At 71.3% G+C, this 331-nt stretch carries 1 protein-coding gene; it reads right to left on the reverse strand.

Annotated features, from left to right (window positions below):
• Positions 1–129 precede the first annotated feature (129 nt).
• A partial coding sequence (locus PUR61_RS07235; RefSeq protein WP_329876848.1) for a hypothetical protein occupies positions 130–331 on the reverse strand: 202 nt, incomplete at its 5' end.

Raw genomic sequence — 331 nt, forward strand, 5'->3', positions numbered from 1 at the left:
CGTCACCCGGGCCGGCGGGTAGCGGGGCCGCCCGAAGACGTTGCCGCGCCGGAACCCCGCGACGATCCCCCGGTCGACCTGGATGGGCAGACGCCCGTGCCGGAAACCCGCGGCTCCGCCGCTTCCGCGTCAGACCACTCTCCGGTCGACGAGCGCGGCCACCTCGGTGAAGTACCCACGGAACAACGGCACGTCGCCGGGCGGTACCCGGAACTCGGGCGAGGTGCTGTACCAGAAGGCGGCCTGGTCGGTGCCGTAGAGTGCGGCGCTCGAGTCGCGTACAGTGCCGATGAACAACTGGCCGGGCCGGTCGGGCTTCTTGTAGTACACC

The sequence above is a fragment of the Streptomyces sp. BE20 genome (genome assembly GCF_036322525.1).
Taxonomy (GTDB): Bacteria; Actinomycetota; Actinomycetes; order Streptomycetales; family Streptomycetaceae; genus Kitasatospora.